The 26,953-nt window shown below is 62.8% G+C and carries 20 protein-coding genes; 10 read left to right on the plus strand and 10 right to left on the minus strand.

Annotated features, from left to right (window positions below):
* Positions 1-22 precede the first annotated feature (22 nt).
* The 6 genes from IAE58_RS01810 to IAE58_RS01835 all read left to right on the plus strand — a co-directional run bounded on the left by IAE58_RS01810 (position 23) and on the right by IAE58_RS01835 (position 7,821).
* Positions 23-523 carry a DUF6624 domain-containing protein gene (locus tag IAE58_RS01810; protein ID WP_199932170.1) on the plus strand — a complete coding sequence of 167 codons (501 nt, stop codon included), beginning with the start codon at positions 23-25 and terminating at the stop codon, positions 521-523.
* A gap of 152 nt (positions 524-675) precedes the next feature.
* Positions 676-3,558 (plus strand): pitrilysin family protein, encoded by a 2,883-nt coding sequence (locus tag IAE58_RS01815; RefSeq protein WP_199932171.1) that lies wholly within the window; start codon positions 676-678, stop codon positions 3,556-3,558.
* 170 nt (positions 3,559-3,728) lie between these two features.
* Positions 3,729-5,372 carry a DUF6119 family protein gene (locus IAE58_RS01820; protein WP_199932172.1) on the plus strand — a complete coding sequence of 548 codons (1,644 nt, stop codon included), beginning with the start codon at positions 3,729-3,731 and terminating at the stop codon, positions 5,370-5,372.
* A gap of 65 nt (positions 5,373-5,437) precedes the next feature.
* A complete protein-coding gene (locus IAE58_RS01825) occupies positions 5,438-6,172 on the plus strand; it encodes a hypothetical protein (protein WP_199932173.1) in 735 nt (244 codons plus the stop codon).
* 794 nt (positions 6,173-6,966) lie between these two features.
* The gene (locus IAE58_RS01830) at positions 6,967-7,281 is read left to right on the plus strand and encodes a hypothetical protein (protein WP_199932174.1); all 315 of its coding nucleotides are present in this window, start codon (positions 6,967-6,969) and stop codon (positions 7,279-7,281) included.
* Positions 7,282-7,308: 27 nt separating this feature from the next.
* Positions 7,309-7,821: a hypothetical protein gene (locus tag IAE58_RS01835; protein ID WP_125899048.1), complete on the plus strand. Its 513-nt coding sequence runs from the start codon at positions 7,309-7,311 to the stop codon at positions 7,819-7,821.
* 19 nt (positions 7,822-7,840) lie between these two features.
* Here the strand turns inward: IAE58_RS01835 and IAE58_RS01840 are convergent, their stop codons facing one another.
* The 4 genes from IAE58_RS01840 to IAE58_RS01855 form a co-directional block, all read right to left on the minus strand.
* Entirely contained in the window at positions 7,841-10,018 is a 2,178-nt protein-coding gene (locus IAE58_RS01840) for a DEAD/DEAH box helicase (protein ID WP_199932175.1), read from the minus strand.
* Between the two features lie 2 nt (positions 10,019-10,020).
* Positions 10,021-11,319, minus strand: a complete 1,299-nt coding sequence (locus tag IAE58_RS01845; RefSeq protein ID WP_199932176.1) for an ATP-binding protein — start codon at positions 11,317-11,319, stop codon at positions 10,021-10,023.
* Entirely contained in the window at positions 11,316-14,285 is a 2,970-nt protein-coding gene (locus IAE58_RS01850) for a TerB N-terminal domain-containing protein (protein ID WP_199932177.1), read from the minus strand. The genes IAE58_RS01845 and IAE58_RS01850 overlap by 4 nt, the downstream gene beginning before the upstream one ends.
* Positions 14,286-14,469: 184 nt before the next feature.
* Positions 14,470-14,736 (minus strand): hypothetical protein, encoded by a 267-nt coding sequence (locus IAE58_RS01855; protein ID WP_199932178.1) that lies wholly within the window; start codon positions 14,734-14,736, stop codon positions 14,470-14,472.
* A gap of 259 nt (positions 14,737-14,995) precedes the next feature.
* Between IAE58_RS01855 and mobQ the strand changes: the two genes are divergently transcribed.
* Together mobQ and IAE58_RS01865 are read left to right on the plus strand one after the other, a co-directional pair.
* On the plus strand, positions 14,996-16,519 hold the full coding sequence (mobQ, locus tag IAE58_RS01860) for a MobQ family relaxase (protein WP_199932179.1): 1,524 nt from the start codon (positions 14,996-14,998) through the stop codon (positions 16,517-16,519).
* A 743-nt stretch (positions 16,520-17,262) separates the two neighbouring features.
* Complete coding sequence (locus tag IAE58_RS01865) at positions 17,263-17,970, plus strand: hypothetical protein (protein ID WP_199932180.1); 708 nt, start codon at positions 17,263-17,265, stop codon at positions 17,968-17,970.
* A gap of 329 nt (positions 17,971-18,299) precedes the next feature.
* Here IAE58_RS01865 and IAE58_RS01870 read toward each other — a convergent pair whose 3' ends face one another.
* Together IAE58_RS01870 and IAE58_RS01875 are read right to left on the minus strand one after the other, a co-directional pair.
* On the minus strand, positions 18,300-19,091 hold the full coding sequence (locus IAE58_RS01870) for an NYN domain-containing protein (RefSeq protein ID WP_199932182.1): 792 nt from the start codon (positions 19,089-19,091) through the stop codon (positions 18,300-18,302).
* Positions 19,092-19,826: 735 nt separating this feature from the next.
* Positions 19,827-20,249: a barstar family protein gene (locus tag IAE58_RS01875; protein ID WP_233614476.1), complete on the minus strand. Its 423-nt coding sequence runs from the start codon at positions 20,247-20,249 to the stop codon at positions 19,827-19,829.
* A gap of 136 nt (positions 20,250-20,385) precedes the next feature.
* Here IAE58_RS01875 and IAE58_RS01880 point away from each other — a divergent pair, with 136 nt between their 5' ends.
* Together IAE58_RS01880 and IAE58_RS01885 are read left to right on the plus strand one after the other, a co-directional pair.
* Complete coding sequence (locus IAE58_RS01880) at positions 20,386-20,748, plus strand: glycine zipper 2TM domain-containing protein (RefSeq protein WP_108752523.1); 363 nt, start codon at positions 20,386-20,388, stop codon at positions 20,746-20,748.
* Positions 20,749-20,877: 129 nt separating this feature from the next.
* A complete protein-coding gene (locus tag IAE58_RS01885; RefSeq protein ID WP_199932183.1) occupies positions 20,878-22,263 on the plus strand; it encodes a hypothetical protein in 1,386 nt (461 codons plus the stop codon).
* Here IAE58_RS01885 and IAE58_RS01890 read toward each other — a convergent pair.
* The 4 genes from IAE58_RS01890 to IAE58_RS01905 are packed head-to-tail and all read right to left on the minus strand — an operon-like array spanning position 22,260 to position 26,905.
* The gene (locus IAE58_RS01890) at positions 22,260-23,381 is read right to left on the minus strand and encodes an ABC transporter permease (protein ID WP_199932184.1); all 1,122 of its coding nucleotides are present in this window, start codon (positions 23,379-23,381) and stop codon (positions 22,260-22,262) included. The genes IAE58_RS01885 and IAE58_RS01890 overlap by 4 nt on opposite strands.
* Entirely contained in the window at positions 23,378-24,565 is a 1,188-nt protein-coding gene (locus IAE58_RS01895) for an ABC transporter permease (protein ID WP_199932185.1), read from the minus strand. The genes IAE58_RS01890 and IAE58_RS01895 overlap by 4 nt, the downstream gene beginning before the upstream one ends.
* The gene (locus IAE58_RS01900) at positions 24,550-25,563 is read right to left on the minus strand and encodes an efflux RND transporter periplasmic adaptor subunit (RefSeq protein ID WP_108771342.1); all 1,014 of its coding nucleotides are present in this window, start codon (positions 25,561-25,563) and stop codon (positions 24,550-24,552) included. The genes IAE58_RS01895 and IAE58_RS01900 overlap by 16 nt, the downstream gene beginning before the upstream one ends.
* The gene (locus tag IAE58_RS01905) at positions 25,556-26,905 is read right to left on the minus strand and encodes a TolC family protein (RefSeq protein ID WP_233614482.1); all 1,350 of its coding nucleotides are present in this window, start codon (positions 26,903-26,905) and stop codon (positions 25,556-25,558) included. Before IAE58_RS01905 ends, IAE58_RS01900 begins: the two co-directional genes overlap by 8 nt.
* Positions 26,906-26,953: the final 48 nt, after the last annotated feature.

Below are 26,953 nucleotides of genomic sequence, written 5' to 3' on the forward strand. Positions count from 1 at the left end.
CACCGCCGGAGTCGCTTCGCCGGTGGCACAAGAGCTGCGCGCTGAGCTTCTGCGGATGAAGGATGCCGATCAGGCGGTCCGAGCCCTTCCCCTGACCACCGAGGGCGAGGAAAGGGTGCTCAGTGCCGTTGATGCGGTGCACACCGCTCGACTGAAGGCGATCGTCGCGGCCCATGGCTGGCCGATCGTGGCGCAGGTGGGCCAAGACGGGGCGGACGCGGCCTGGCTGCTGGCCCAGCATGCCGACAAGGATCCGGCGTTCCAGCGCTCCGTTGCGGAAGCCATGGAGCCCTTGGTAGCGACGGGGCAAGTCAAAGCGTCCAATTACGCCTACCTCTGGGACCGCACCCACGATCCGCAGCGCTTTGGAACGCAGGGACGTTGTGCGGCCAGGGGGCGTTGGGAGCCCCGCACCGTCGAGGCGCCTGAGAAGCTTGAGGAGCGTCGCGCTCAAATGGGCCTGACACCCATGGCGGACTATCAAGCGATGGTCTCCAAGCACTGCGAGCAGTTTGGGCGTTAAGATCGAACCAGCAGTTGGGGCACTGCGCGCGGAGAGGCATGGGTGAGGCCTGCTTTTCTGAAATAGACGTTGAGAGCCCCAGACAACTGCGGTAGGCCAGCGTGGTGTCGCAGGGCTTGCTGGTGGGCAACTACTTTGCGGGGGATGGACCCATGAGCGTTGTCGTAGGTGGTGCGAAGAGGCTGCTTTGGACGGCGCTGGCGGTGGGCGTTCTCGCCGCGCCAGTGGCTGCGAGCAACTTGGAGGCGGCATCGCTCACCCCGGCTGCAGTCTCGAACCCGGTGGACATCCCCTTCGAGCGTTTCACGCTGCCCAATGGGCTGCGTGTCATCGTGCACACCGACCGGAAGGCGCCCATCGTGGCGGTCCACCTGTGGTACCAGGTGGGCTCCGGAGATGAGCCTGCCGGTCGGACCGGTTTTGCGCACCTCTTCGAGCACTTGATGTTCCGAGGCACCGAGCACTACCGCGACGCCTACTACGGGCCGTTGCAGCGCGTGGGCGGCACCGACGTCAATGCCACGGTCACGCCGGAGCGCACCAACTACATGCAGGTGGTTCCATCCACTGCGCTGGACCTGGCGCTCTGGATGGAATCCGATCGCATGGGGCATCTGCTGGGTGCCATCGACCAGAAGGCGCTGGATACCGAACGGGGCATTGTCGATAACGAGAAACTGCAGCGGCGCGGCGTGCCTTACGGGCTCGTATGGGAGCAGCTTTCTCGGTCAAGTTACCCGCCGGGGCACCCGTACCATCATTCGACCTTCGGATCTGCACGCGATCTGCAAGCGGCTACTCTTGCCGACGTCCAGGACTGGTTCCAGTCTTGGTACGGTCCCAACAACGCGGTGCTGGTGCTGTCAGGTGATGTAGCCGTTGAAGAGGCCAAGAAGAAGGTTGAGTCCTATTTCGGGCATATCCCGCCGGGACCTGAGGTAAAAAGGGCTTCTGTGGACGTTGCCAAGCGGGCTTCTACCACCCGGGAAACGCTGTCCGATCAGGTCGCGCAAGCGCGTGTTCACCGGACATGGAACATTGCAGCTCGTGGGACGTCGGACTTTGATCAGCTTCGGGTCTTGGCTCACATTCTGGGAGGAGGCAATGCCTCGCGGCTGGGCAAGCGCCTGGTGCACTCCGATCAGCTTGCCACTGACGTCACGGCTGAGGCAGGGGGGCAGCTTGGATCGCGCTTCATGATCGTCGCCAACGTGCGCGATGGTGTCGACCCGTCGGCCGTGGAAACCGCCATCGAGGTGGAGCTTCAGCGTCTGCTGAAGGAAGGTCCCACCCTCGATGAGGTGCAACGTGCGCGGACCGCGATGCGGGCCGAGTTCGTGAAGAGTATCGAGCGCAACGGAGGGATGGACGGAAAGGCAGAAGTGCTCGCCGCCTGTGAGGTGTTTGAAGGCGATGCAGGCTGTTACCGGCGATCCGGCGACGTGGTGGCATCGGCCACGCCCGACCAGCTGGTTCGCGTCGCTCGCCGCTGGCTGGGGCCGGGCGATCACGTCCTGACGGTTATTCCGGGAGCCCGCGCTGCGTTTGCTGAAGAGGCGGAACCGGCTGACGCGGTGTCCCACGCGCGAAGCCCAAGCGAAACCCATCGCGCTGCAGCACCGGGCGTGGATCGCAGTGCAGGGCCGCCGTTTCCTGAAAGCTATCCGGAGTTGAGATTCCCTGCGATCGAGCGGGCGGCGCTGTCGAACGGCACCCACGTGATCCTGGCTCGACGGGAGGACGTCCCGCTTGTTCGCATGTCCTATCAGTTCCCGGTGGATCCCGGGGCGACTGCGGGTCTGGCAGACATGGCGTTCAGCATGCTGGCGGAGGGGGCCGGGGATTACGATGCCTTGGCGTTCGCGGCGCGCGCTGAATCGCTGGGGGCGGAGCTGGGTTCCAGTGTCGACGTGGGCAGCGGCGCGGTGACCCTGGTCGGTCTCAGAGACACGCTTGACGATTCGGTCGCGCTGTACGCGCACATGCTGCGCCGGCCGCACTTTGGGCCGGCAGCGATGGATCGCATGCGTGCCGCCAAGGTGGGGGCGCTTCGAGAGGAGGCGGCCAACCCACAGCGCCTGGCCACGAGCCTGTTCCCTGCGTTGCTGTTCGGGCTGGATCATCCTTACGCCCAAGCCTTCAATGCACAGGGCACCGTGGCCTCCGTTGGGGCTTTGCGCCGCGATGACCTCGTGGAGTTCCACCGCGCCAGGATCCGGCCGGAGCGGGGCACGCTGGTCGTGGTCGGGGATACGACGCTCCAGGAGCTGGTCCCAGTCCTTGAGAGGCATCTGGGGGACTGGCGCGGGTCGGGGGGGATCCCTGAGGTGCGCATCGACGACCGCCTGCCCGCGCAGCCGAGGCCACGGGTGTTTCTGGTCGACAGCCCTGGCGCTCTGCAGGCCACCCTGGTGGCTGGGCAGCTGGTCGCGCCAAGTTCAGCCCCCCAGACGTTGGCCTTCGAGGTCGCCAATTCCGTCCTGGGCGGATCGCCAAGTGCGCGCCTCAACATGAATCTGCGAGAGGCCAAGGGCTGGTCCTACGGCGTGATCTCCAGTGCTGCCAATGCCCCGATAGCGCGACCTTGGCGAGTGGTGGCGCCGGTGCAGTCCGACCGCGTAGCGGAGGCCATGGCGGAGATTCAGCGCGAGATCGTGGAGTACGCGTCCGGACCGGCGCCTGCCAAGCAGGACGAGGTTGCACGCTTCCGGGACAGCCAAGTGCGGCGTCTGGCTGGCGGTTTCGAGACTCGGGAGGCCGTCGCCTCGGAGATCGCAGACATCGTGCGGTTCGGCCGGCCAGACGATTGGACCAGACAGCGCAGCAGCGCCCTCCGTCAACTCGGCCTCAACGAGGTCCGGGCCGCTGCCGCCGCGCTGGATGCCGGCAGGTTGACGTGGGTCGTGGTGGGGGACTTGTCCCGGGTCGAGGCGCCCGTGCGTGCCATGGGACTGGGCGAGGTGATCGTGATCGATTTGCAAGGCGCGCCGCTGCAAAACGGGAAAGCCCGGTCGGGCGGGAGTGGAGTGAACTAGGCGCGGCAATCGGGTCTAGATTGCTTGCAAAGATCTCAGATAAGAAGATTTGTGTGCAATGCGTCTTAGGCGTTCCGGCGGGCAAATGGGCCGCTCTGAGGAATTAGTGGCATAGGTCGCCCGGCCGGGGTGGTAGCACCACAGTTGAATTGTTTGCCCAAGGGAGGGGTATGAACAATTACACGGTCTACTTGCTGCGTGAGGACATCAAGACGGACTACGACGCAATCGCCGTCCAAGTTGCCGGCATTCCCGTAGTCGATGGTGCCTCCCACTACGGGACACTGTTCGTGAAGCCGACGGCACCACGGGAGCCGAAGTGGTCTCCCTTGTTCACGCCCTTTGTGGACAAGAAAAAGCTTGGACATGTCCAGTCCTCCGCGGCCGTCCTCATCGTCCCTGTGGGCAAGCGACTTTTCGCCGTTACGTTTGGCCAGGGAAGGCATCTACTAAAGCCCGAGGCTTTTGAAGAGCGGTTTGGGCTGCTCGTAACACTGAACTCCGTGCGGCAGGACGCTCTACGTAGTGTGGATAAGCGCGCCTTCGTGGATGACCAAAACAGCCGTGTGCAAACCAGCCAAGCATCTGCTGCCTTGGAATTCGGTATCGATATCGAGCGCGACCTTATTCGGGGCATCGTTGGCTATCCCGATGCGCCTGAGATGGGGCGCCGGCTGTCCGGATCGGATGCCCTCAATTTCACCAGCAAAGTGGATATCCCGGAGCTGAGAAGGCAGCTGCGCCGCTATCTTCGGGCCTACTCTTCCACCGATTACAAGGAGAAGTTTCCTTGGGTTGACCAGGTTCGCCAGCTAAGGCCCAAGGGTCAACGTGCAGTCGAGCTAGACGCCCTGCTGGTGGAGAAGCTAAAGATCGCTTGGCAGCAAGGTGGGCGGGTAGAGGGTTGTTGGCTTGCTATTCCTGATGTGGTGGACTGGACCCGCATCGCAGGCTTCAAGTTCACCCGCAAGAAGAGCGAAGGCATGTCTTCGGATCTCCACCTGCCTGGCCTCGTGCAAGCATATGCGGATGCAGAGCCGAACATTGAGTTCTTGCGATCCCGGCAGGCATTCGCGGTGGATGAGGAGCAATGGACCGTAGAGGACTGGCAAATCTACCGCTGCATCCACTGTGAGCTGGAGGATGGTGGGAAATCTTACGTGCTCTCGGCAGGGAACTGGTTTGAGGTCCATGATGATTTTGCCGCAAGCATCGAAGAATTCTATGCGAACATCACCAAGTTTCCTTTAGAGCTGCCGATCTACAACCACGACGATGAGGCGGCTTACAACCAGGCCCTTGTGGACGAGAGCAATGGGGCGTGGTGTTTGATGGACCGCAAACTTCTCAACGTGGGCGGAGTGCACGACAAAGTTGAGTTCTGCGATGTCTATGGGGCTAAGACTCTCTTGCACATAAAGCACTACGGCAGCTCCAGCGTGCTAGGTCACCTGTTCAATCAGGGATTGGTGTCAGCCGAGTTGCTTAAGTCAGAAAAGAGCTTCGTGCAACTCGCCAACGAGAAGATCGATCCGGCTCATGCGCTGGACCTTCCGGTTGACGTCCCGCGTGACGTCACAGATTACAAAGTGGTGTTCGGTGTAATAAGCCAGTCTGAAGCGCCAGGACTGCATCTGCCATTTTTCGCCAAGGTTGTGCTCAAGTCTGTATGCACGCGCATCCTCGAGCGTGGCTTTGGAGAGGTCATGCTTGCCAAGATCTCTGTCGATCAAGACAAAGTTAAGGTGAAGAAACTGCCGCCTGGTAAGAAGCCAGCGAAGCGCGGGCAAAGGATGGCACGGGGCGGCCACTGAGTCGCTTCAGCTGCCAGTGTTGCCCTATTCGGGCCTATTCGGAGTGCATTGTTCGAGGAGTGAGTATGACCAGGGAAAATCAAGCTGTGCAGAAGTCTGCCATCCCACCTGAAACGGATCTGGAGGGCCATCAATGGCCCGAGGCAGTCCGTTTTATCCCGTATATGGGTGACCATTACTGGGAGGGGATAGACGGCCAGCGAGTGCTCTTGCTGGGCGAGTCGCATTACCGGAGGGAGGGGGTGAGCGATGCCCTCGGAGTGACCCGTCCCTTCACTCAAGACCATTTCCGAGAGATGGCCTTGCCGGTTCGGAACGGCCGTGACGGACCCTTCTTCAAGGCGCTCGATCTGATCCTCACCGGGCGGCAGGACTTCAAACTCCAAGACGCCGCCGAGGCTTGGAGGCGCGTGGCATTCCTGAACATATCCCAGGCGTTCGCAGGTTCCCAGGCAAATCACAGGCCGCGAAATCAGGCGCTGCGCGACGGCGGGGACGTATTGGTTCGAGACATTTTGCCGCTGCTTCGGCCGGACGTGGTGCTGGTGCTTGGCCGCACCGCTTGGCGGCTCTTCAGGCATGGTGAGGTGGCAGAGGGGCTAAAGCCCTTCACCGCCAAACAGGTGAATCGAGTAGAGAGCAAGCGACGTTACATCGAATCCCGAGAAGTCTGGTCCCTAGACTACGCGGGAGGATCCGCCCTGATGACGTGGGTCTACCATCCATCGTGGAACGTAGATACGTGGCAGGATCGGGCGGGAGCGCTGCGCCACCTCATCTCACTTGCGGAACAGCACTGAGACTGTCGGGCCGCCCTGGGCAGAATGGGGGAGGGCAGGCAGTGGCAATAAAGAACGAATTAGTTTATCTCGTTAGGGTGTATTGACAGTCGTGACGGGATGTTGCAGCTTTGTGTGGCTGTTCCCTCTCAATGAAGGAGTCAAGTTATGTCGATTAAGCCTGGCCCGAAGCCGATAGCTCCCTCCACTGGCCAGCCGGATAAGCGTCGACGGGACAACAAGGAAACTCCCGGGAATACGCCGGACTTGAAACCTCACAAGCATAAGACTGGCAAGTGAACTAAAGCGAATTGGTCTTGGGGTGCCAAGGCAAAGAAGCAGAAGGTTGGCAATCGGCCGACGCCGCACTGGCGTCGGCCTTTGTTGTTGTGGCTTGTCCGTACCGTTTAACCGCTGCGCGCGCTGGGTTAGAAGAGGTGGCCGTGATCGATTCACAACGCGCCTTCGCAGAGGGAGCAGGCCGGCAGAGAGCGCGGACAAGCCAGGTCGGGTGACCCTCGGAAGGCAGTCTAGTCAATCCCGCCGCGCCGGTGGGTCGGGTGCGTTATGAGACTGATGTGCCTTTGCCTGAAGCAGGTTGAGCGCAGGAGAGGCTCTGCAGCTTGGCACTCGGTGGCGTAGCGTTGCCAGGCATTGAGCTGGCGTCGCCGCTACTTACTTTTTAATGTCGCGCGACTGGTGAGTCCGCGCGCTCCAATGTCTATTTGTTCATCAATGTGAAATTTTAGTTGGTCTGCTTGTGTTCTTTGAGCAACCTGAACGAGCTACGACAGACGGCTGGGCACTTGAGTAGAATGGCATTGAATGCTACAGGTGTACCTATGACAGACATGGCGCTCCACACTGAGATGGAAGACGAGCAGGCGATGAAGTCCGTCCTGCGGCGGCTGGCCATGCCCGCTTCTGTGCTTTCTTATGACGTCCGAGTCGATGAGGATTCTTCGGGTGAGTCGGCGTTATGGGTCTATTTAACCGTTGATGACAAGACCGTTGCTTCTAACACGAAGAAGCTGAATGAGCTTCGTAGTTTTATTTCAGCGATGCAGGAATCAGCTTTGCATGACGGCGTATCGCGTTGGCCGTATGTTGAGTTCCTTAAAAGGCGCTAGTGGCTTATAGGCAGAGTCGAGGGAGCGATGGGACTGCCGCAAGATTTGCTCAAGCAGGCTAGACATCTTGCCACTAAGGAGAAGAAGCGGCCGCAGCAGGCCAATCTAAGGCGGGCCGTATCGTCTGCTTACTACGCGCTTTTTCATCTTTTGTCGTCGGAAGCCGCTTCTCGTATCACTCCGCTTCAACCGGCGGGAATGGCTAAAGTTGTGCAACGGGCTCTGACCCATGGTGACATGAAAAACGCCGCGAAAGGTATCGTTCTTAACCCTCCGGCGCGCCCCTATCTAATGCTACTCGGAGCGGCAGGGCCAGTCCCGGCCGACCTGGCCTACGTGGCCCGTACCTTTGTCACGCTGCAGGAGCAGCGCCACTCTGCCGACTACGATGTTTCAAAGACTTTTCTGAAGTCTCAAGTCCTAACTCAAGTCAAAGACGTCGAGGATGCATTCAATAAGTGGGCCGCTGTTCGAATGAGCCCTCACGCTAACGCACTTCTGATGGCATTTTTTCTTTGGAAGCCACTTAGCGGTCGCTAGTTATCACTTTTACTCGCGGCTAGAACGCGCGAGCGAGCCACGTGATGGCTTCTTCCAAATCCAGCTTCAAGGACGCGTAGGAGCGCCTCAAAAGACGTGGAGGAAGGAGGCAGTCCCACTTCTGCGTGACCAGATTGTTCGCAGAGTGGAGAAGGCGTTCTGGCGATGGCAATGGCATCTGCGATACCCGCCCGAGCATCTTGATCACGTCATCGTTACTTCTGGCTCCCTTGGAGATCTCCACACCCAGCCTGCCTGCCTGAGAAGTGAATCCCTGAGCGTTCAAGAGGCAAGCGATGGCTTCATTTGCAGAGTCTCCCAGCCACGTCAGCAGCAAGGCGTCGCTGCCTTGGTCTGAGAGAATCTTCCCGTCGAGGCTCAATTGACGGTAGGCGCTCTGCGCCTCCTGCAGGAAATGAGAGGCAGTTGGGTCCAGGAAGTCGGGCTTGATCTGCTGCTGATACAACTCACGCATCTTTTGGCGAACCCGCGTGTGGACCTGTCCCCCCGTTCCATTGAAAGGAGGCGGGGTGCCGCCTTTCGCTGCCCCCACGTAGATGGTCTTTTGGGCATCATCGACCTGCTCCACGAGCCAGGTGCGACCGCCAAACAAGATACGCTGACCGACGGTCAGCAGTTGGGACACCGGGAGCGTGCCTAGCGCCTTGCCTGCGGCCACGATCCGGAACTCTTCTTCGACGCTGAAAGCGGCGTAGAAGGTGTAGTGGTTGACCAACTTGTCGCCGACCGGGCCGTGGAGCAGCAAGCCGGAGCCGTCCTGAATCAGAACTTGTTCTTGTCCAAGGTGGCGAAGCAACTCTGAGAACGCGTCTTGGGACAGCCCGTGGAACGGTGCCTGATCTGCGCAGAGCAACTGGTAGGCTTGGGCTGCCTTGAGTCCGCCGTACTGGGCAATGGAGGAGAGCAACTGCTGAACCAGCGTCGAGAGGTGTAGCCCGTTGACCGAAGGCGGTTCAAACCACCTCTCCAGCAGTAGCAGCACGCAAGCAGTGGACTGAACTGTGTCCAGTCGAAGCCTTGTTTTCAACGTCGACTCAGCGTCGATTGCATCCTCGATAACGTAGCAGCGCAACACAGCTGGCTCTCCGGGACGGCGCCCGGAGCGACCAAGGCGTTGGCGAAGGCTGGCCACGGAAGGTGGTGGGCCAATTTGCGCGATGCTTTTCACCGCTCCGATATCGATGCCCAGTTCCAGGGTGTTCGTGCAAATTGCGCTTGCTGGACAACCCTTTTGCTTCAGCGCCGCTTCTGTGTCCGTGCGTATTTCCTTGGACAGGCTCCCATGGTGTGGCCAGAACTCTCTCGGCCGGCCGTCCTGTTCGCTCAGCAGGTTGAGGAGGTGGGTGTAGCGTTCGACTTCCCTTCGACTGTTGGGGAAGATCAGATTGTTCGTCCCTGAAAGCACTCGGTAGAGGTGCTCGGCCACCGCCGTGGGAGCCGCCGGATTCTCGTCGGATCCGCCGTCAGGTGTGGGTTGTTCGTAACCCTTGATGATCAGTTGGAGATCATTTCCGGCTGATGAGGCGTTGACTAGCGCGGGGGCAGCCCCAACACCCGGGCGTAGGAAGGTCCCGGCGCTCGAAAAGTCGCCCAAGGTCGCCGACAGGCCCAGGCGGGGAGTTCGCCGCCGTAATAGCACGTCGATCCGGTGCATCAACGATTGAAGCTGCTTTCCGCGCTCGCTTCCAATGAACGCATGGAGTTCGTCCACGACAATGTAGAGGAGCTTGGAGAACGCGGCGGCTACGGCGGTTCCGCGGTTGCAGAGCATCGCCTCCAAGGACTCCGGCGTGATCAGGAGCACGCCACGGGGGTGCTTAAAGAATCGCTGCTTGGTGGAGCCCGATACGTCCCCGTGCCAAGGCCACACGGGGACTTCAAGGTCCTCGCAAAGCCGCTGCAGCCGTTCAAACTGGTCGTTGATGAGCGCTTTTAGAGGGCTGATGTAGACAATCAGGCCCTGCTCGTCGGTGTTCAGAAGGTGCGTGAGCGCAGGAAGAAAAGCGGCCTCGGTTTTTCCTGAGGCGGTGCTGGCGGCGATGATCACGTCCCGGTCCGCACACAGGACGAGGGGGATCGCCAATTCCTGGACCTCACGCAGCGCCTCCCATTGTTCGGTCCATAGGTAGCGCTGGATTCGAGGGTGCAGCGATTGGAACGCGCTGGAGGCAGTCATCGTTAGAGCCTGAACGACGCCAGCTCGTCGTCCTCTTGCACGATCAGTTCGCCGTCGCCCCCGTGGTCAGCTGCCACCTCGACCGATCCAATTAGGTCCTGCCAGTCCACGCCTGGGTTCTGCTCCAAGACGGCCAAGAGGTTGATGAAGGCGGTGATCGTCGTGCGCGGGGTGCGGAAGAAGCTATCACCGATTCGATTGGCGCAGTGGGTCATGAACTGGTGAATGGCATCGTCGCGCAAGAGATACTTGCCCGCGTCGCCGGCAGCGTAGACATGGCGAATCTTGGCGAGCAGGACGTAGAAATCTTCGGCTGTCAGGCTCGACAGTCGAACCACAGGGCCGCTGAAATCCACCAGTCCGTTGGTGGCAAAGGTATTCTGGGCCAGGCGGCTCTGAAGAGCTTCATAGCTGTAGACGCCGCGGCGGGTATCCATCAGGAAATCCGGGGTGCCGCCCAGAACAAAACCAAGGCCAACCGCAGTCCCTTGCAGGGAGTCGTTGAGCATGCGCAGGAGCTGCTCGTAGTTTGCATTCCGGGCCTGGGCGTTGGCCAACTTGTAGAGGTTGACCAGTTCGTCCAGGCACACCAGCAGGCCGCTATAGCCCGCCAGCCGAACAAAGCGGCCCATGAGCTTGAGCTGGTCGTAGACCGATGCGTCGTCCACTATGGTTCGAACGCCCAGCGCTGCACGCGCATCCGTCCGGGTGGCAAATTCGCCACGCAACCAACGAATGGCATCGGACTTGAGCTGCTCGTTGCCTTGCTCGAAGCCTCTCCAATAAGCGGCGATCACGTCGGCAAAGTCATAGCCGTTCACCAGTTCGCTCAGCTGCTCGAGCTTCGCGCGAATGACCTGCTCGGTGGATACGCCTTGCGACTTGGACTCGGCCACTGCGGTCGAAATGAACTTCTCGACCACCCCGGGCAGGGCGCCTCCGTCGGGCTTAGTCCGAGTGGCCAAGTTCCGCATGAGCTCCGCGTAGAGCGACCGGGCCTGCCCCCCTGAAGCATGCAACCGCCTGTCGGGATTCAGATCCGCGCTGGCCACGACGAGCTTCCGCTCCATTGCAATGGCGCGAACGAGGTTCAAGAAAAAGGTCTTGCCTGCGCCGTACTGACCGACCACTAAGCGGAAGGACGAGCCGCCATCGGCGAGCCGATCGATGTCACTGACAAGGGTTTGCACTTCACGGGCGCGCCCGACCTGGATCAAATGCTGACCGGCGCGTGGAACGACGCCGGCGCGCAGCGACTGGATCACCGCGTCGCGGTCCTTGGAACGGATTGGGCTGCTCATTGCTCGATCTTCTCAATGAATTCGGGGTTGATCTCCAACGGGTCGTTGCCGTCGGAAAATGGAATGTCGTAAGCGTCGAACGACGCATCGTTGATTTGTTCAAGCGCGCCGTCCAGCATCAGCTCCATGTCTGCTGCGCCATCTTCCAGTTCCGCACGGGTCCAGACGGGGCGCGACAGCATTAGCCTCAGCAACGCGCTGTGTGCCTGATCAAGCCCGAGCAACTGACCAGCACTCTCCACCTCGACACTCACCGCTTCCGCCGGAGGAAGATCAGGGGGAGTCGCTTCCTCGTCGATGAAAATGTTGGCGAGCAATGCGGAGACTTGGGCTGTGTCCCGCTGGAGAGCAGCGATCCGGTCGTGATCGAGCTGGAATGCGCCAGACGCAGCCTTGAGCAATGCGCTGGGGGCTTTGGACGGGCGTGGGGCATGGACGTCGCTGAACACACGAGCGGGATCCACGCCCAGCGCTTTGTAGACGCGCTCCAAGAACCGGACCTCCTCTGGGGAGACCATCCCGTCGACTTGGGCGAGCGTGGCCATGGACCCGGCGATGGCGTCCTTGATGTCCTCGCTGAGCGGATCCAGCTTCTTGCGCAACGTAGGCAAGGAAAGCGGTGCCATCGCCAAGAGATCAAGCTGCGCGCGCAGACGCCGTCGGTCACCTTCGCTCAGATGCGTCCAGCTTTCGATTTCGCGTGAAAGGTGCTCAAGTTCGTGGGCGCTGAACGTGCCATCAGACTGAGCGACCGTCGAGGCGAGTTGCAGGGTCAACTGGGCTGTTTGATAGGCCTGAGCGTCGGTTCGATGGGTTTGGTCGGGAAGCAGGGGGAAGAGAACGATCGGGTCATTCTCGCCGGGCACCCGCGCGCCTTCGAGCACATTGGGTTCCATGCCGACCTTAGACTGCTCCAGTGCTCGTGCGAGTTCCCGAATTTTGTCCTTGCCCAAGGTGGTTCCGACTGCCCCAAGCCTTCCCGTTAGGTCAGTCAGCTTGATCGACAAATTGGCGGTTTGAACATCCGAAGCGACTTCGGCCAATGCTGTCCGCGTGGCCAGCGGCCAGATCTCTGGCGGAAGCAGCAAGGTGCCCTCAATGGATTGGCGGGCCTCGGGGTTCTTACCCACAAGCCGGCTGAAGGCTCCGAGGTCCTCCGTGCACTGAGAAACAAGTTCCTGAAGTCCCTTTAGGGGGGCTCGCAACGCGGTGACGTCGGGAATGTCACCGAAGGTCTTGGTGCCGGCGTCGGTTCGGTCCAGGGCTGGGTTAAAGGGACGGCGCGTAAACTTTAGCTTGGTGCGGTTCTTTGGCAGCACTAGGCCTGGGCCGAACGTCTCTTGGTACCGCGCCGCGAAAAGCCGATCGAACTCTTCTGCGCAACGCGTCGCGGCGGTTCGCAGCGGAATCTCTGGATTGAGGCGCACCCAAGCCGTGGCCAGCGCGGCAGGCACGGGGGCGCGATCCAAGGAGCACTGTCCAAGGGCCAAGCGAATGTAGAAGGGCAGTTCGTAACTTCGTTCGAAGGCGGGCAGCGGCGCGTTGTAAAGCTGATCGCCTGCCTCGGTCACAGCCATCCAGTCGAGGAGGCTGTTGACATGGATGAGGAGGTTCGGATGCACTGCCGCATAGGCAGACGACAGACGGCGGAGCACCGCCTCGATAGCGGGCCAGTCTTGCTTAGAAGCTGGATCGTTCACCGAATCCAGCAAGATGCGACGTTCCAACCCAAACAAGAACAATCGAACATACTGGATTGCGCAGCGGGGATCGGTCCGATCCGAAGCGAGCCACTTCAGGTAGGCGTGCCGCTCCGCCGGTTCAAAATCTGCGTAGCCTCCCCAGTAGCGCGTCGTGTACTGGTAGTCCCCATATCGCCCGACCGCAAGAACGCCATTGACCAAGCTGGGTTCTTGCTCACGCGTGCCAGGGGTGGTCATCCTCGGGCCCGTGTAGAACAGGCCTCCGCGGATGACGATGCCCGCGATCTCGATCTCATCCTGAGGGCCTAGCCAGCGGGTTTTGTCCCAGCCCTCGGGGGGGCGGGGCACTACGTATTGTTTGGCTGGCGTCCCGGAATCCATGGCCACCTGCCGGAGCTCGTTGGGCAGGGAGGGAGGAGAGGCTCGCGACGGACGGGGGGGCGGCGACGTCACCGCAATTGCGTCGCTGACGCCACTGCCAGTGAGAGGGGGCGGAGAGCACTCCGTCGTGCTTGAGATCGGGTTTGGAGACGTTTGTTCATCTATGACGCTGGTCGAGGTTTCGTCCCAGGGCTCGCCGGCGCTCGCCATGGGCTGTGACGGAGTTTCGCCCGGCCCGCCATCCTGAGATTGGGCAAGGCGCTGGGTCACCGCATGTTTCGCCGCAGCGAGGTTGCCGGGGCGCGCGCGCTCAATGTCGTCCACGTTGGGTTGTGGGGGATAGGGGGTAGATGGGTTTCCGGAACCCACGGCGGTCAATACCCGCGCGGCGGATTCGATGGCATTGCGCATGCTCACTGCGGCCTTGGCCTCTTCCAGGTTGCCAGGACGAGCCGGTGAGACGGTTTCGGTCGAAGGCCCGCTAGATTCCTCCACCAACGCCTTTGCCGGGTGATCCACGGCCTGGATGGGTTGAGCGGCTTTTGAGGCGGCAGTGCCCGTCGAGCTCGCGGGGGAAGCCACTTTAACCCTGACCGGGGCCGCCGCTTGGGCGGCTACCGGGCGGGGCGTTCCCGCCGACTGCTCAGAGGGAAGAGGGGAGGCCTCCATCAACTCGGCCAGGGTGGGCTCAGGGCGGAGAACAGGTTTGACAGGGGGCGATGATCTCTTCGGACGCATCGCCCGCCACTTGGCCCAGAGCCACACGGTCGTGGCCACTGCCAACACGATACCCAAGCTGATCCAGACTTCCTTTGGTACCAATGCGATGACGACCAGAATTGCGACAATCCAGCCGCCTGCAGTTTGCTTCCTTCTCGCCATGTGGCCCCCTGCCTTTGGCGCTTCCCTCGAGCTATTGTAGCTCGCTCGCTTTAAGTGAGGCGTGGTTCCAAGGGGAAAGGGGCTTGGCACCGATGAACGGGTTTTGCCCATTCAGCTTTTCGCGACCGGAGTACGGGCGGGCAGGGCCCAGTTTTTGGCCGGCAGCGGGCTTCCAGGGCAGAGTTCAGTGCGGCGGCGAGAACCGTGGCTCGTCCGCCGCAAGCATATAGCGCTGCAAGGCGGCTACGATCTCATCGTCTGGCAGATCTTGGGCGCCGGCTAGAAAGACGAGCTCGGCCACTTGTCGCCTGCGCTTGGCATCGTTGCGCCGCTTAGTGGCCTTCTCGCGCGCTTCCTGCCTTTGATGCGCCAGGAGCTCCCTGGCTTGAAGCTGCGCCAACCGATGGGTGGCCCGTTGGATCTGATCTCGGTAGTGATTGGTGGAGGGCATGCTCTTCTCCTGATGAAGTCTCCTTCAGTGAAGCAGTGATTTCTCGTCCGTCAACCTATGGACGGTGGCATGGTTTTTCGCGCTGGAAGCAATTCAAAACATCAAAAAAAAGATGCAAAAGAGAAAGGCGAAAAGCGCACTTAGGCATCACAAGTGATGCGTGCGCAAAGGGCTTCGCCCCTTGAACCCCAAGCCGCTTTGCGACTTGCCAACGGCAAATTCAAAGGCATAAAGAGCTCAAAGAACTGGAGCTCTCTGCATGGCCATCTACCACACCCGTGTCAAAACCTTCTCCCGCGCAAAAGGCCATTCGGCCATTGCGGCCGCAGCCTACCGTGCGGGCTTGTCGCTCGTCGATGAGCGCACGGGAGCGCGTCACGACTACTCCCGCAGGGGCGGCGTGGTCGAGAGCCGCTGGGTTGTGCCCTTGGAAGCGCCCGACTGGTCGCTCGACGCTGCCAAACTCTGGCAAGCCGCCGAGGCTGCCGAGAGGCGAAAGGACGCGACCGTCGCCCGCGAGTTCGAGATCGCGCTTCCGCATGAGCTCGATGCGCACCAGCGCTCGGCCCTGACAGCGGACATTGCACGCGCACTGGTTGATCGCTATGGCTTCGCAGTCCAAGCGAGCATCCACGCGCCGGGCAGCAAAGACGGGCTCAATTGGCACGTGCATATCCTCGCCACCACGCGACGCTTGGACGCCGACGGGCTTGCGGATAAAACGCGCGAGCTCGACGGTGGGCCTTCAGGGCGCAGCGAAGTGGAGTGGCTCCGAGCGATGGTGGCTCAATTGACCAACCAGCACCTTGAAGCTGCCGAGATTGCAGTGACGGTCGACCATCGAAGCTTGGAAGCGCAAGCGGAAGAAGCGCTTGAGCGCGGTGATCTGGTCGCGGCAGCGATACTGGGCCGGCGCCCAACGATCCACTTGGGCCAGCAGGCCTCGGCATTGGAACGGCGGGGCATGGAAACCGATGTGGGGATGGTCCTGGCGAAAATCGTTGCGGACAATCAGAGAACAATGCATCAAACAAGCATACGGTTTGAGAAGGCGGTCACGGACGGGGACCCAACTCTTGGGCGTCCATCACTGCCGCCAAACCGTATTCGACTCGGGCCAGAATCAGGCGAAAGCTACATCGAGGATGCTAAGGGATTCACTCGGCGAGGAATCATGGCCATTCGTGCTCTGCCGGATGCGTCCGAACCACCGCTCCAAACCCTGATGGAGAAAGCACTGGAGTTGTGGCGGCACTTAGTCGCGGCTGGCTTTGAGGGCGCGCTTCGAACCACCCGCATGCTTCTGCGTCGCTTGGATTCGGCCGTTCTCAATGGGAATGTAGGGGCAAGGATGCGCAGGGATGTCCAGCGGACGCTAAGGGGGTTAGCTGCGGTAAGGCGGCGAGCTTCAGAATGGAATCGTCGAGTGGAGGCTGAGCGGCGGGCAGCATCTTTGCTGACCCGTGCGGAGCGTTCGCTGGAGGATTTTGTCGAACGCCAGCCCCGGCCGACAGGGGCCGCAGTGGTGGCCTGGACCCGGCGTCGAGGACGGCGCTTGGCCGCAGTTGAGCAGCGCTTGGATGCCCTGAGGGCAGCCCGCCTGAAGATCGCGGGTGGTCAGGAGGAGGCTTGTGAGAATCAACTGAAGGCCGCGGTCGCAGAGCTAGAAGCTGCCAGCAAGGCCGCCCTGGATCGCTTTGACGATCCATCCCAAGAAACCGGAGAGTCCGTGGGACCTCCTACATCCGTGCCGCAGTCCACGCCTCGGCCAAGGCTTCACTGATAGGAACGAGAAGCCCCCGCCGAGGCGGGGGCATTGGACGTTCAATGAAGTGTTTGTTGCCTGGTCGTCGTCGGCTTGGCAGGGGGCCTGAGTCCCCGCCGATCAGCGAGCAGTTGGTCCAAGGGAGCCAGATCCTCTTTTACCTCCACGCGTTCCTTGGTTGTAGGGGCGGGCCGTGGCTGAAGGCGAGGCCCGTCGTGAATGAGGTCGCCTGGGTTTCCGCCTGCGCGCTGGCGCAGAACCTCGGCGGCGACCTCCAAGGCCACTCGAACATCTTCTGAGCGCTCTCGCTGAGAACGCTGAGCCGCTCGTTCGATGGTGCCGCTTAAAACGAGCGCGGCGATTCGGGTTTGTGGATCAGTCATGGGGCCTCCTTCGTTGGTGTGTGCCCGTAGCCAACCAGTTAAGTGAAAATTAGCAAGGGCACGTAGCAGGGAATCGCGCACAGAATTGCTAGTTAGTCGGAAAGAATTTCCTGGCGGGGAAGCGGCCCCTGGAAAGTCACCCGCAGTCGCGCAGTCGGCCCCACAAGCGGGGCTGACTCCGCCGGCGTTGGATGACGATGGCCCCAAGTTAGCTCTCTAAAGAAATTCGCAACGGGGTCGATAGCCGCATAAGAGGGAGTTGCCCAACCTTTGCGACGAGGACAGGATGTCAATGAAAAAATGGTTCTAAGCAGTGTGTTCTTGCTTCCTGCGCTCGTAGGATGCGGGAAGGCCGGAGCGCCGGAGTGCGGCGATGAGATGACCCTGGACCTGGTTCGCAGCATCATCCAGCGGGAGCTGGGGGCGGCAAGTGCTGCTGCCAACTTGAGCGCAGAGCAGCTTCGCAGTGTTCCTCCCATCTCTTTGGCTCATCCGACGAGCTTTGATGAGAAGATCAGCCGCTACAGTTGCGAAGCTGACCTGGCCGCGCCATTCAACAACCCTGGGCAGGACGTTTACAAGCTACGCCTTGAATACACCTCTCAGGCGGTCAATGGACAACACTTGGCCGAGGTCCAGGTGCTTTCTGGAGATCTTATTGGCATCGGAGCGGCTATCAGCTCCAATGTCCGGAGCCAAACACAAGCCATGGCTCCCGCAGCTGCGGCCCCAGTGGAAGAGTCACAGGCAGTGGACGTTGATCCTGCTTATGATTCAGCGATGTCGACGAAGGCGGACGATTACCAAGAGCCCAACTCGGACGAGCCGCTGGCGGATGCCGCGTCGACTGGGCCCAGCTTTGACTGTGGGAATGCGTCGTCGGCCGTAGAGCAAATGATTTGTGCCGATCCGGATCTGGCCCGGTTGGACAAGCAAACTGCAGACGCGTTTGGTGTCGTCCGGGCCCGCTCGATGGACCCGGGCGAGTTACGGCGAGTCAAGGACGGTGGCGCCGGACGGTGCGGGACATCTGTGCCGACGAAGCCTGTATCGAGCAGGCTTATCAAGTGCGATTGGCCGAGTTGAACTGATTACGAGGATGTCGTCGCTTTGGCTTGGAAGGAGAGGTGGTGTCGTGCCCGCCGCGGACAGTCACCACCTGAACCATGGGACGATCCCGGATCCCGCCCAGCATTTTCTGCTTGGTCGAGTCAGAAACCGCCAACGTGAGCAGATCTGGTTGCGTCGCTTCGAGTGCAGCCTCGACGGCTTGCCAATTCACCTTGGCGGATCCGTTTGAGGAAGCGCCCGTGAATCCGGGGGCTCGTTTCAGTGCGAACTCAAGGGCGCCGAACGCTCGGAGCAGGCAAGAGGCGCGTAGCGAGGAGGCGGGCATTCTAAACCTCTTTGAAGGCCTACTTGGAATCCCCGGCGACAGGGCCGGGCGCTAGGCCAACCGACCAATTTCCGCCAGGCTCTTGCTGCGGCGAGAGCAAGTCGTAGGTCTTGACCATGTTCAGTAGTCCTGAGTGACCGTAGGCATTTGGAGTGAACGATGGGTTGGTTCGCCGCAAGTACTGTCCCAACGCGCCCAACCCGACCTTCCCTTCGGAGGTCTCACCTGCAAGCAGGGCGACCGCATCCACCAGGAAGCGAGGCCGGCGTTTTGGGAGGGGGCGGACATCGGTGGAAATTTGCTCTACCTTCCCCGCGCCTGTGCTCACTGATTCGCTAAGACCAGTAGTCTCACGCGACACAGCGGTCGAAACGCTCTCCCAGAGAAAGAATTGGTCACATGCGTTGCGCAGGGCGAGCGGTGTCTTGGCCTCGCCAACAATGCAAACGGTTGCGCCGCGCTCGCGGAGTTTTCGGCAGAGGTAGGCAAAGTCGGAGTCGCTGGTGACCAGGCAGAACGTATCCGCCCTACCATCGAACATGGCCTCTTGTGCGTCCAACGCCAGAGCGATGTCAGAAGTGTTCTTCCCCGCAGCGTACTGATACTGCAGGCAGGGTGTGAACGCCTGTTGGACCATCACCTCCTGCCAGCGGTTGGCGAGGGTGGCGTGGTTTCCGTAGCCTCGGCGCAGCACCACTCTACCGAACTGCGCACCCATCAAGAGCGCATGGTCAACGATGTCAGGGCTGACGTTGTCGCAGTCCACCAAGACAGCCACTTTGCAGTCTTGTGGGGCACTTCCGTTTGCCATACGAAGTCCTTGGTTTTGGTCTTTGCCATCCGCTTTCGCCTCACTGGCCTTGGCTGCGGTGGGGCTGGGCCTGTCCAAAGGGGATACTACACTCAGCTTCCGTCGGGTTAGGACCTCCCCCTTCCGTGATTTCAGAGAGGGGATCGGCCAATCGATCGTATCCACAGAGCCGTTTGGGTCTGGGACGTCCGACGGCAAGTGGATCCTTCTTGCCGGGCAATCCAATCAAGGCCTTTGCCGAAGCTAATGCTGATGAAAAGGTGGGCGTTGACGCCTTGACGCATCTGTGCGGGCTAGGGCCGATCTGCCGGTTCGAGCAACTGTTCGGCTTTGATGCTGGCAAGCATCGCTCGGGCCGCGGCGGACCACTTGAGCCTTGACCAAGGCACGAGGGGCGCATTCAGTGCGGGAACCAGTTTCGGGCGAGCATTGGGTCAGTTGGAGCGTGCCGTGGGCATTCAGGAACGCCTATACAAACCGTGTTGCGGAGATGTTGCGTCGGGGCGCACGTCCCGTAGATGATGTTGAAGATCCTTGCTGCGCAAGGCTTTTGATGGCTAAGATCTCTTTTAGTCGTTTTGCTTCATCAGCGGGGTGTGCTCGGCGGACTTGTCTTTGGACATGGGGCTCGTGGATCAGGGGTGTCCGCTGCGGGAAGGCCGCAGGGCGGAGACGGGTACAGGGCTGCCCATGGTAACGGCTAGGGGCGGCTCGGCGCGCCCCCGCCTGGTGTCCTTATTGCATCCGCAGGCTGATGTTCGGATGCCCGACGAAGATCTCCATCACGATCTCGAAGTAGGTTTCGCCTTCGCCGCGCTGCAGTGCCCGAAGTTGTCGCGTGATGGCCGCGGTGTTGAACGTAGCCGTGTTGTCGAGCTTGTCCTGCAGCCATGCCCGGGTGGTGGCTTCACCCAGCGCGTGGCGCGTGTGGGCGATGTCCTTCCAGACCAGCGTTGCCGTGGCGTGCCCGGCCAGCACCCCGTAGCCGCCGTACAGCAGGTCGTCCAGCGCATCCAGGCTTGGCCCCAGCTGCCAGTCTTCGCCCACCATGAAGACACGGTTGATCTCGGCGTAGAAGCTGGCGATGTCATGCACGGCACTGCCTTCCAGCACCAGTTCCAGCGGCGCATCGTTGTGCATGCAGGAGCCTCGAACCATGGTTCCATCACTGTAGCAATGCGGCGCGGCGTAGATGAACCGCACATTGCCGTTCAGCGCGCAGTGATCTGGATTTCACCTGTGGTTGCCACCGCCCACGAGACACTTGCGCCATACCGCAACACAGGAGACCGCCATGAATACTTCTATCCGCGTACTGCTGCTGGGCAGCCTTCTGGCAGCGTCGTCGGTTGCCGGTGCACAGACCTATGGCCCGCGCGATGAAGGCCGCAAGTTCAACGACGGCAGTCGCGTGGTGTGCAAGAACGTGGAAGTGCAGCGCAATTCGCGTGACCCGAACCGCATTACCGGTACCGCCACCGGTGCGGTGGTGGGTGGCCTGCTGGGTAACCAGGTGGGCGGCGGCAACGGCAAGAAGCTGGCTACCGTAGCCGGTGCCGTGGCCGGCGGCGCCGCGGGCCGCCAGATCCAGGGCAACCACCAGAGCAAGACCGGCGACCGTGTGGTCGAGCGCCGCTGCGAACGCGTGTACCGATAAACCCTTTGTAGTCCCTTCCACCTGCAGTACCCGAACGCCGGCCTCGTGCCGGCGTTCTTCGTTTGCGCCGGCGTACCACGGGGCCGGGCGGCGCCCTATACTGCGCCAACTTCCAAGGATGAACGCGCTGTGAACGAATCACCCGTTGCTGCGCCGCAAGCCGTGCACACACCCAGCCACGCCGAGCCGGAAGCGAACACCCGTTTCAGCCGGCTGCGCGAGCGTGCGGACGAGCTGGAGCTGTTCATTTCCGGCCTGCTGGCGTTCGCCCTGCTGGCCGTGCCCGGTTATCTGTTCGATGCCTGGGCGCGCAGCAGCCTGCATACCGAAGGCATGTACTTCCAGCTGCTGTGGTTTGCCTTCAGCACGGTGGTGGGCATGTGCTACGTGCTGGCGGTGGCGCTGATCGCGCACCTGACCGTGCGCGGTTACTGGATCGGCCTGGTCGGGCTGAAATCGCATTTCCCCGAGGGCATCGACTGGGCTGCGCTGCAGAAGATGGGGCCGGTGTCGCGTGCGTTCCTGCGCGCGCGCGATGGCGGCCTGGACAGCAGCATCCAGCGTGCCGATCGGTTGGCCACGCTGCTGTTTTCCACCACGCTGATCTGCGTGCAGACCCTGGCCGGCACCCTGGTGCTGGCAATGGTGACCTTGGCCATCGCGATGCTGATCGCCTTCCTGGCCGGTGGTTCGGACCAGGTGGCGATGGCGGTGGTGGGCGCGTGCCTGGTGAGCCTGCTGGCGCTGGCGTTCGTGCCGTACGCGCTGGAGAAAGCCATTGCACGGCGCCACGCACGTGGCCGCCCGAGCGAGGGGCTGGAGCGCGCGCTGCAGCACTTCCTGGCCGGCATGCAGCGGGTGCCGCTGCTGCGCTTGATGCAGACCATGCAGCTGACCATCCAGAGCAACCTGCGCTCGCGCTCGTTCATGGTCGGCTACCTGCTGGCCATCGGCGTGGCGATGGTACTGGCGGCGGTGCAGGTGGCCGGTTCGGTGAAGTTCTCGCTGTTCAACCGCTACCAGGTGCTGACCGAGGACGCGGTGGACAACGGCATGCTGAGCGCGCACTACGAGTCACTGCGCTCGACGCACGACCAGTTGCTGGCCTACCCGATGATTCCGGCCGATACGATCAGCAGTTCGCGCCTGCGGCTGTTCATTCCGCATCGCCCGCAGCGCGACAATCCGCTGGCTCGGCGCTACTGCACTGCCTTGCCCGAGGGCGAGAACAGCGCCGAAGGTGCGCCGGCGGCACGGGCGGCAGTGGACTGCCTGGCGTTGATCTGGACCATTACCCTGGACGGCAAGCCGGTGGCGCTGGCCGACTTCGTGCCGTTCGAGCGCCGCGATCTGGAAATGCGCGGGCTGGTGGGCTACCTGCCGCTGCAGGGCCTGGCGCCGGGCCGGCATGACCTGCATCTGGTCTGGCATGCGCAGGGCGAGAGCACCGGACCGGACCGCCGCCGCGAGTACCGCATTCCGTTCTGGTACACGCCGGACGACAGCAAGGATTAGTCGGAGCCGCGCGCCGCTGCGCCGTGCAGGCGCCGATAGGCCAGCGTGCCGTACAGCAGCAGCAAGGCTCCCAAAGTCATCAGTTCGTGGCGGACGTCGGCCAGGCGGGCGTCCATCTGGGTCAGGCGCACCATCAGGTTGATGCCGGCGGTGGTGGGCAGCAGCTGCGACAGCCAGACCAGCGGGGTTGGGGTCATCACCGCCGGCCATGACAGGTTGGCCAGGAAGAACAGCGGGATGGAGGTGGCGATGACGTACTGGAACGCGCGTTCGCGGGTGCGGAAGAAGCTGCCGACGAACAGGCCGAAGGCCACGGTGGCGGCGATGAACAACGTGCCGCCCAGCAGTTGCCCCAGCGGGTTGCCGCCGCGCGGGTAGTCCTGCACCCAGGCGGTGAAACCGGCGTAGTAGAACAACCCGAACAGGCCGATGAGGCCAAAGCCCAGCGCCATGCCCAGCAGGGTGGGGCGGTCGAAGCGCAGCCGCCGGCCCAGTGCCAGGCGGCGGCCGCCCAGCAGCACGCCGATGCCCATCAGCAGGGTCTGGTGCACGATCAGTTCGGCCACGCCCGGCACGATGGCGCTGCCGTAGCCTTCCTGGGTGTTGTACAGCGGCCGCTGCACCAGGGTGATCGGCGGTGCCTGCGGCGCGCCCATGAAGGCGGCCTGGGTGACGGCCGCATCCCGACCGAACGCGCCCAGCGCATCGGCCACGCTGCCCAGCACCCAGCTGGCGCGGCCCAGATAGGCGCCATTACCGAGCAGTACCAGCTTGGCGGGGTGGCCGCGCAGGATGTCGCGCTCCAGGTTCGCCGGAATCAGCACGATGCCTTCGGCGTGGCCGGCTTCCAGCTGCTGGCGTGCGCTTTCGATATCGGCCGGTTGCCCGACCACCCGCGCTACGCGCAGCGCATCCAGCGTGCGCATCAGTTCGCGGCTGGTGGCGCTGTGGTCTTCGTCCACCACCAGCACGGGCAGGTCGCCGGCCACCTGGTGGCGATACGCGGCCGGGTAGAAGAACGAGTACAGGATGACCGCGCCGACCATCACCACGATGGCGTAGCGGTCCAGCAGCACGGCCATCAGGGTCTGCCGCAGGCTGCGCCACATCGCGTTCATGCGTTGGCCCTGGCCGCTTGCGTGGCCGGTGCGCTGCGGGCGAAGGCGATCAGCCGCGCGCCGCCGATGCCGCCGGCCACCACGATCATCAGCAGCAGCGTGGCCAGAGGCCACAGCGATACCGCCAGCGGCGCGCCGACAAACTGCTGCTGGGTCTGCAGTTTGATGTAGGCGCTCAGCGGCAGCAGCAGGTGCCAGATGCGGGTGAACAGCGGTGCATCGATGACCGGAAACGTGGCGCTGGAAAAGGCCAGTGCGGTGCCGATGCTCAGGCCCACCGCCGACAATGCGGTGCCCATGTCACGGGTAACGCCGACGAAGAACAGCGCGTAGCTGGCGGTGGCCAGGTAGAACAGCGGTTGTGCCAGCAGCAGCAACAGCACGCTGCCGGCAATGCCATCGCCGCGCAGCCACGCCAGGTAGGCGATACCTGCGGCGCCGTATATGGAAAACAGCAGCACGTAGGGCGCGATCTTGCCCAGCAGCGCCGACCACGGTGTGCGCCCCAGCCAACCGCGCAGCGTGCCATCGCGGATCTCGCGGCCCAGGCTGCCGGCCACGGTCAAGGCCAGCACCAGTGACAACACTGCCGGGAAGATCAGCGGCAGCAGGAACAGCTCGTAGCTGCGCGCCGGGTTGTAGAGGATGTCCGACTGCACGGCGATGGGCGCGGCGCGCAGCTTGCCGGGGCCGACCTGCAGGCCGATGCGTTCGCGCAGCAGGCGCGCGCCCCAGGCCGATACCGCATCGCCGATATCGCGCGCGGCCGACTGCCCGGTGGTCATGTAGGTGGCGTTGTAATAGGCGAACACCGTGCCCTGGCGGCCGCGCAGGGCCTGGCGGGTGACATCGCGTGGCACCAGCACAACCGCGAACACCTGCAGACTGCGCAGCTGCGCCTGTGCTTCGTCCAGGCTGACCGGTTGCGTGGCCACGCGTACGCCGGGGCTGGCATCGAGCATGCGCAGCAGCAGGCGGCTGTCGCTGCTGTGGTCCAGGTTGACCACGGCAATGGGCACATCGCGCATGACCGATGCGGAAAACATCCAGGCCATCACCGCCAGCATCAGCAGTGGCAGCAAGGTGACCAGGGCCAGGTCGGCACGGTTGCTGCGCAGCGCACGCAGTTCGCGCCGCAATGCAGCGCCGATGCCGGTGCTGTCCGGGTTCAGTCCTGCGGCCATGCGAACAGCACGCTCATGCCGGGCCGGAAGCCTTCGACACGCTGCACCGGGCGTACCCGCACTTCGAAGCTGCGCACGTCGTAGCCCGACGATTGGCGCGTGCTGCGCCAGGTGGCGTAGTCGCCGGCCGGATTGATGAAGTACACCTCGAAGGCGGCATCTTTTTCCAGCGCGGGAATCCGGCCCTGCAGGCGGCTGCCGACCTTCAGGCCCTGCATCTGCGATTCGCGCAGGTTCATTGACACCCACATGCGATCAATGTCGACCAGGGTGAACACCGGGAAGCCGGCCGGCACCAGTTCGCCCGGGTCGGCCATGCGTTTGTTGATCTCGCCGGCCACGGGGGCGCGGCCTTCCACTTCGGCGCGGGCGGCGTTGACTTCGGCAACCGCGCCCTGCGCCTGTTGCACCTGGCCCTGTGCGGCACGCTTGTCCTGTTCGCGTGCGCCGGCCAGGGCCATGTCGTACTGCGCGCGCGCGGCGCGGGCCAGTTCGCGCGAGCTGGTGGCCTGGGCGTGGGCTTCGTCGCGTTTCTGCCGGGTCATCACGCCTTCGTTGAACAGGTTCTGCACGCGGCCGGCGGTGGCCTCGGCCAGGGTGGCACCGGCCTCGGCGCGCTTCCAGTTGGCTTCGGCGGCACGGATGTCTTCGCGGCGCGCCCCTTCGTCGGCCTTGTCGGCCACCGCCTGGGCGGCGGCCAGCGCACCGTGGGCCTGCTGTTCCTTGGCCGCCACTTCCGGGCTGTCCAGCAGGAACACGATCTGCCCAGCCTGCACGCGGTCGCCTTCGCGTACCTTCAGTTCGGCCACGCGGGCGGTGATCTTGGCGGCCACGTTCAGCGTGTCCGCGTCGGCCATGCCCTGGATCTGGTCGGCGGGGCTGCGCCAAGCCAGCCACAGGCCCAGCACCACCACCAGCAGCAACACCACCACCAGGATCAGGCCGGTACGGCGCTTGCCCGGCGGCGTTGCTGCGTCATCGTGCAATACATCACTCATGGTCGATCACCTCGTCCGCGCGCCGCCGGTAGTCTTCGAAACGGTCCATCTGGCCACTGATCTCCAGCAACTGCGCCAGGGCTACGTCGTACTGGTAGGCCGCCTGCGAGCGCTCCACGCGGGCGCCGCCCAGGCCCAGCCGTGCATCGATCACGTCCAGCGATGTGGCCTGGCCCTCGCGGAACGCCAGTTCCTGCAGGCGCAGGTTTTCCTGTGCCTGGGCAATGCTGCTGTCCAGCAGCACGAACTGCTGGCGGGCGGTTTCCAGTTCGTTCCAGGCCTTGCGCACGCCCAGCGCGACCTGGTTCTCGGCTTCGCGCAGGCCGGCCTCGGCCTGCTCCTGCTGCGCACGTGCCGCACCGATCTGCGCCGGTCGCGAGTTGGGCGACAGGAAGGTGTACTTCAGCCCGATGCCGAACGCCCAGTCCGGGTCGGTCAGCATTTCATCGCGGCGGCGGAAGTCGTACTGGCCGAAGGCAAAGATCTGCGGTTTCAGCTTGGCCTGCTGCACGCGCACGCCCTGTTCGGCCTGCGCCACCAGCGCCCGCAGGCGTGCAATCTGCGGTTGCCGCGCCTGCGCGGTACGTTCGAAGCTGGCGACCGGTTCCAGCGGCGCGCGCTGCACGAACAGCGGCGAGGTGGGGCGGACCTGGCCGCCACTGCGCAGCAGGGTGGCCAGCGCGGCCTGCAGCGTGGCCAGATCGTTCACGCTTTTCTGGTACTCGCGCTCGGCCTTGTCGCGGGCCACGGTGGCCTGCAGGCGCTGGGCCCGCGTGGCGAAGCCTTCGCGTTCCAGTTTCTGTGCATCGGACAGATGGCGTTCCAGGCCGTCGCGCACATCGCGGCGCACGTCCACCGCCTGTTCGGCCAGGCGCTGGCCGAAGTAGGCCTGCGCCAGTTGCACGGTGATTGATTGGCGCTGCGCTTCGCGCTCGGCACTGGCCTGTTCGCTGGCGGCGCTGGCTGCGCGCTGTGCCGCGGGAATCACCCCGCCGGTGTACAGCGGCAGTACCGCGGTCACCACCGGGCGGGTGCGCCAGTCGCGTTCGGTGAAGGTCAACGGCGAGTCGATGCCGTAGGCCTCGGCCACCGGTGCCAGCGAGCCCAGCGGCAGGGTAAGGGTCTTCTGGAACTGCAGGCGGCGTACTTCGCCGGTGATCTCAGGCAGGCGCAGCAGGCGGGTGGCTTCCTGCAGTTCCTGCTTGTTGCGCACACCGGCATCAGCAGCGGCCAGCGCGTCGGACACCTGTTCCAGCCGTTGCCGCGCCTGTTCCCAGTCCAGTGCCGGTGGTGCCGCGCTGTCAGGCAGGGACTGCGCTCCGCCGGATGTGGGCAGCCACAGCGCACAGATCAGCAGGGGCGCGCCTGCGCGTTGCAGCCACGGGGTGGG

It is taken from the genome of Stenotrophomonas sp. S49 (assembly GCF_016624905.1).
In the GTDB taxonomy this organism is placed as follows: Bacteria; Pseudomonadota; Gammaproteobacteria; order Xanthomonadales; family Xanthomonadaceae; genus Stenotrophomonas.

What these genes read in the sequence shown, in the direction of transcription:
- IAE58_RS01875 (WP_233614476.1), bottom strand. Translation starts at nt 20,249, where the DNA reads ATGGTTCGAGGCTCCTGCATGCACAACGATGCGCCGCTGGAACTGGTG.
- IAE58_RS01880 (WP_108752523.1), top strand. Translation starts at nt 20,386, where the DNA reads ATGAATACTTCTATCCGCGTACTGCTGCTGGGCAGCCTTCTGGCAGCG.
- IAE58_RS01840 (WP_199932175.1), bottom strand. Translation starts at nt 10,018, where the DNA reads ATGACTGCCTCCAGCGCGTTCCAATCGCTGCACCCTCGAATCCAGCGC.
- IAE58_RS01855 (WP_199932178.1), bottom strand. Translation starts at nt 14,736, where the DNA reads ATGCCCTCCACCAATCACTACCGAGATCAGATCCAACGGGCCACCCAT.
- IAE58_RS01815 (WP_199932171.1), top strand. Translation starts at nt 676, where the DNA reads ATGAGCGTTGTCGTAGGTGGTGCGAAGAGGCTGCTTTGGACGGCGCTG.
- IAE58_RS01830 (WP_199932174.1), top strand. Translation starts at nt 6,967, where the DNA reads ATGGCATTGAATGCTACAGGTGTACCTATGACAGACATGGCGCTCCAC.
- IAE58_RS01870 (WP_199932182.1), bottom strand. Translation starts at nt 19,091, where the DNA reads ATGGCAAACGGAAGTGCCCCACAAGACTGCAAAGTGGCTGTCTTGGTG.
- IAE58_RS01835 (WP_125899048.1), top strand. Translation starts at nt 7,309, where the DNA reads ATGGGACTGCCGCAAGATTTGCTCAAGCAGGCTAGACATCTTGCCACT.
- IAE58_RS01845 (WP_199932176.1), bottom strand. Translation starts at nt 11,319, where the DNA reads ATGAGCAGCCCAATCCGTTCCAAGGACCGCGACGCGGTGATCCAGTCG.
- IAE58_RS01825 (WP_199932173.1), top strand. Translation starts at nt 5,438, where the DNA reads ATGACCAGGGAAAATCAAGCTGTGCAGAAGTCTGCCATCCCACCTGAA.
- IAE58_RS01890 (WP_199932184.1), bottom strand. Translation starts at nt 23,381, where the DNA reads ATGAACGCGATGTGGCGCAGCCTGCGGCAGACCCTGATGGCCGTGCTG.
- IAE58_RS01850 (WP_199932177.1), bottom strand. Translation starts at nt 14,285, where the DNA reads ATGGCGAGAAGGAAGCAAACTGCAGGCGGCTGGATTGTCGCAATTCTG.
- IAE58_RS01865 (WP_199932180.1), top strand. Translation starts at nt 17,263, where the DNA reads ATGACCCTGGACCTGGTTCGCAGCATCATCCAGCGGGAGCTGGGGGCG.
- mobQ (WP_199932179.1), top strand. Translation starts at nt 14,996, where the DNA reads ATGGCCATCTACCACACCCGTGTCAAAACCTTCTCCCGCGCAAAAGGC.
- IAE58_RS01820 (WP_199932172.1), top strand. Translation starts at nt 3,729, where the DNA reads ATGAACAATTACACGGTCTACTTGCTGCGTGAGGACATCAAGACGGAC.
- IAE58_RS01895 (WP_199932185.1), bottom strand. Translation starts at nt 24,565, where the DNA reads ATGGCCGCAGGACTGAACCCGGACAGCACCGGCATCGGCGCTGCATTG.
- IAE58_RS01900 (WP_108771342.1), bottom strand. Translation starts at nt 25,563, where the DNA reads ATGAGTGATGTATTGCACGATGACGCAGCAACGCCGCCGGGCAAGCGC.